Raw genomic sequence first — 2,440 nt, forward strand, 5'->3', positions numbered from 1 at the left:
AGGTGCGGTCGGCGCGGCATCGGGTGGTCTACCTCCACCACCACCCCTTCGACCCCATGGGCCCCCTCCATGAGCTGAAGGACGCGTTGGGGCTCGCCCGGGTGCTCAAGGAAAACGGTCCCCTGGACGCCCTGCTCTTCGGCCACAACCACGCGGGCGGGGCCTACGCGGGCGTCTGGGGGATCCCGCGGTGCTACGACGCCGGGACCAGCACGCGCAAGGAGGGCCAACCGGGCCCCCTGCGCCTCATGGACCTCTCGGAAGACCCCTCCTGGGACGTGGACGTCCGCTCCCAGCTCTATCCGGATGAAGGAATTTGAAATGCCGAGGGGGCTCTGGCATACTCCCTGGCTCCGGGGGGACGCATGGCGGACTTTGATTACAACGCAGTGGTGGCCCAAAAGGTGGAGGTGGCGCCCGGCCTCATGATCCTGAGGGTGGTGCCCAAGGGGTGGAGCCTGCCGATCTTCAAGGCGGGGCAGTACACGGTGGTGGGGCTGAGGGGGGACGCCCCCCGGGCGGCCGGTTGCGATGCGGAGGATCCGGCGCCCGAACCGGAGAAAGTCATCCGCCGCGCCTACTCCATCGCCTCCTCGTCGGTGGAGCAATCGTACCTGGAGTTCTACATCGCCCTCGTGAAGTCGGGGTCCCTCACGCCCCGGCTCTTCGCCCTGAAGGTGGGCGACCCCGTCTTCCTATCGCCCCGCATCGTGGGGATGTTCACGCTGGACCGGGTTCCCCCCGGGCACCATCTGGTCCTGGTGGCCACGGGGACGGGTCTGGCGCCGTACATGAGCATGCTCCGTACCCACCTCGCCGACCCCGACCGGGGCCGAACGGTGGTGCTCCACGGCGCACGCCACTCCTGGGACCTGGGGTACCGGGCGGAGCTGGAGACCATGCAGAGGCTGAGCCCCCGGTTCACGTACCTGCCCGTGGTCTCCGAGCCCCGGGAGGAGATCGTCCCCTGGTCCGGCTTCACGGGGTTTCTCCACGACTTCTGGAAGGGGGGGCCCCGCGACCTTTCTTTCGGCTTCACGCCCTCTCCTCAGGACACCCACGTCTTCCTCTGCGGCAACCCGCTCATGGTCGAGGCCATGATGGCGGCCCTCGGCGAGCAGGGCTTCTCGGAGGGAGGCCCCGGAAAGGCCGGGCAGGTTCACCGGGAGAAGTACTGGTAGGAAGAACGGGAGACGGGAGACCAAAGAAAAGGGGCATTTGGGATTTAGAAATTGGGATTTAAAAAGAAAGGTGAAAGGGGGCCTTTGTAGGGGCCGGGGGGCCGGCTCTTGCAAGCAAGAGCCGCCACGGCGGGGGAAGGCCTTCGAGGTGGGCGGCCACGGCGGGCCTCCCCTGTAGAAGATCGGCGTCGGGCGACGCCTCCCACCCATTGCAAGATGCATGTGGCAAGGCGCCGGAGCAGAGCCCCCGAGGGCGACGGCGTTGCATCCGTGGGGCGGGCGCCTCGCCCGCCAAAGAGGAAAAAGGGACGAAGTCACGGCTGTCCAAGATCTTTTCTGGTCCGTTTTATGCGGCCTGCCTTCCGGAGCGAAGCGGAGGAAGGCGCGTCCCGGCGCCGTTGGGCCTAGTGCAAGGAAGCCGAGGCGGCCGCGCCACGGAGCCAAGCACGGCTGAGCTACGAGGCAGGAGGCGGCCCCGGCGGCTTCTTCTCTTGGGCGGCGGCCTCTGGTAGCATCTCCCCACCCAGGCAGGGAGGGAGCCATGCGAAACGTGACGATGGACGACCCGGATCAGGTGAAGCGGGTGGGAAAGGGCATCGGGATCTTCTTTCTGGCGCTCTTCGGTCTGATCCTCTTTCTGGTGGGGAGCCCCATCAAAGTGGTTCCCGCGGGCCACGTGGGGGTCAAAGATCTTTTCGGCGTCGTGTCTTCGGGCATCCTGCCGCCCGGAGTTCGGGTGGTCTTTCCCTTCACGCGCGTGGTGAAGATGACGATCCAGACCCAGGAGATGAAGGAGACGGCGGAGGTCCCCTCGAAGGAGGGCCTCATCATGAACCTCGAAGTCTCCCTCCTCTACCGCCTCGACCCCTCCAAAGCCCCCGAGATCTACAAGACCGTGGGGCGCAACTACGACTCCGTGGTGGTGGAGCCCCAATTCCGGTCGGCCATCCGGGAAATCACGGCCTCCTACGAGGCCAAGGCTCTCTACTCCGCCGAGCGCGAGCGCATCGCCCAGGAGATCTTCGTTCTCTTTCGAAAGATGACGCAGGAGCGCGGCATTGTGGCCGAGCAGGTCCTCCTGCGAAAGATCGGTCTTCCCCCCGTGGTGGCCAACGCCATCCAGGAGAAGCTCCGCCGGGAGCAGGAGGCGGAGCAGATGAAGTTCGTCCTCCAGAAGGAGTCCCAGGAGGCCGAGCGCAAGCGCATCGAGGCCCAGGGAATCGCGGACTTCCAGCGCATCGTGGCCCAGGGGATCTCGG

The 2,440-nt window shown here is 66.4% G+C and carries 3 protein-coding genes; all 3 read left to right on the forward strand.

What is annotated here, in order from left to right:
- The coding region (locus tag AB1824_13500) for a hypothetical protein (GenBank protein MEW5765974.1) at window positions 1-320 on the forward strand (320 nt) is incomplete at its 5' end.
- A gap of 45 nt (window positions 321-365) precedes the next feature.
- Window positions 366-1,181 (forward strand): ferredoxin--NADP reductase, encoded by an 816-nt coding sequence (locus tag AB1824_13505; GenBank protein ID MEW5765975.1) that lies wholly within the window; start codon window positions 366-368, stop codon window positions 1,179-1,181.
- A 541-nt stretch (window positions 1,182-1,722) separates the two neighbouring features.
- Window positions 1,723-2,440: prohibitin family protein (locus tag AB1824_13510; GenBank protein MEW5765976.1), on the forward strand; the 718-nt coding region annotated here is incomplete at its 3' end.

Source organism: Acidobacteriota bacterium (assembly GCA_040752915.1).
GTDB lineage: Bacteria > Acidobacteriota > UBA4820 > UBA4820 > DSQY01 > JBFLVU01.

What these genes read in the sequence shown, in the direction of transcription:
- AB1824_13505 (MEW5765975.1), top strand. Translation starts at nt 366, where the DNA reads ATGGCGGACTTTGATTACAACGCAGTGGTGGCCCAAAAGGTGGAGGTG.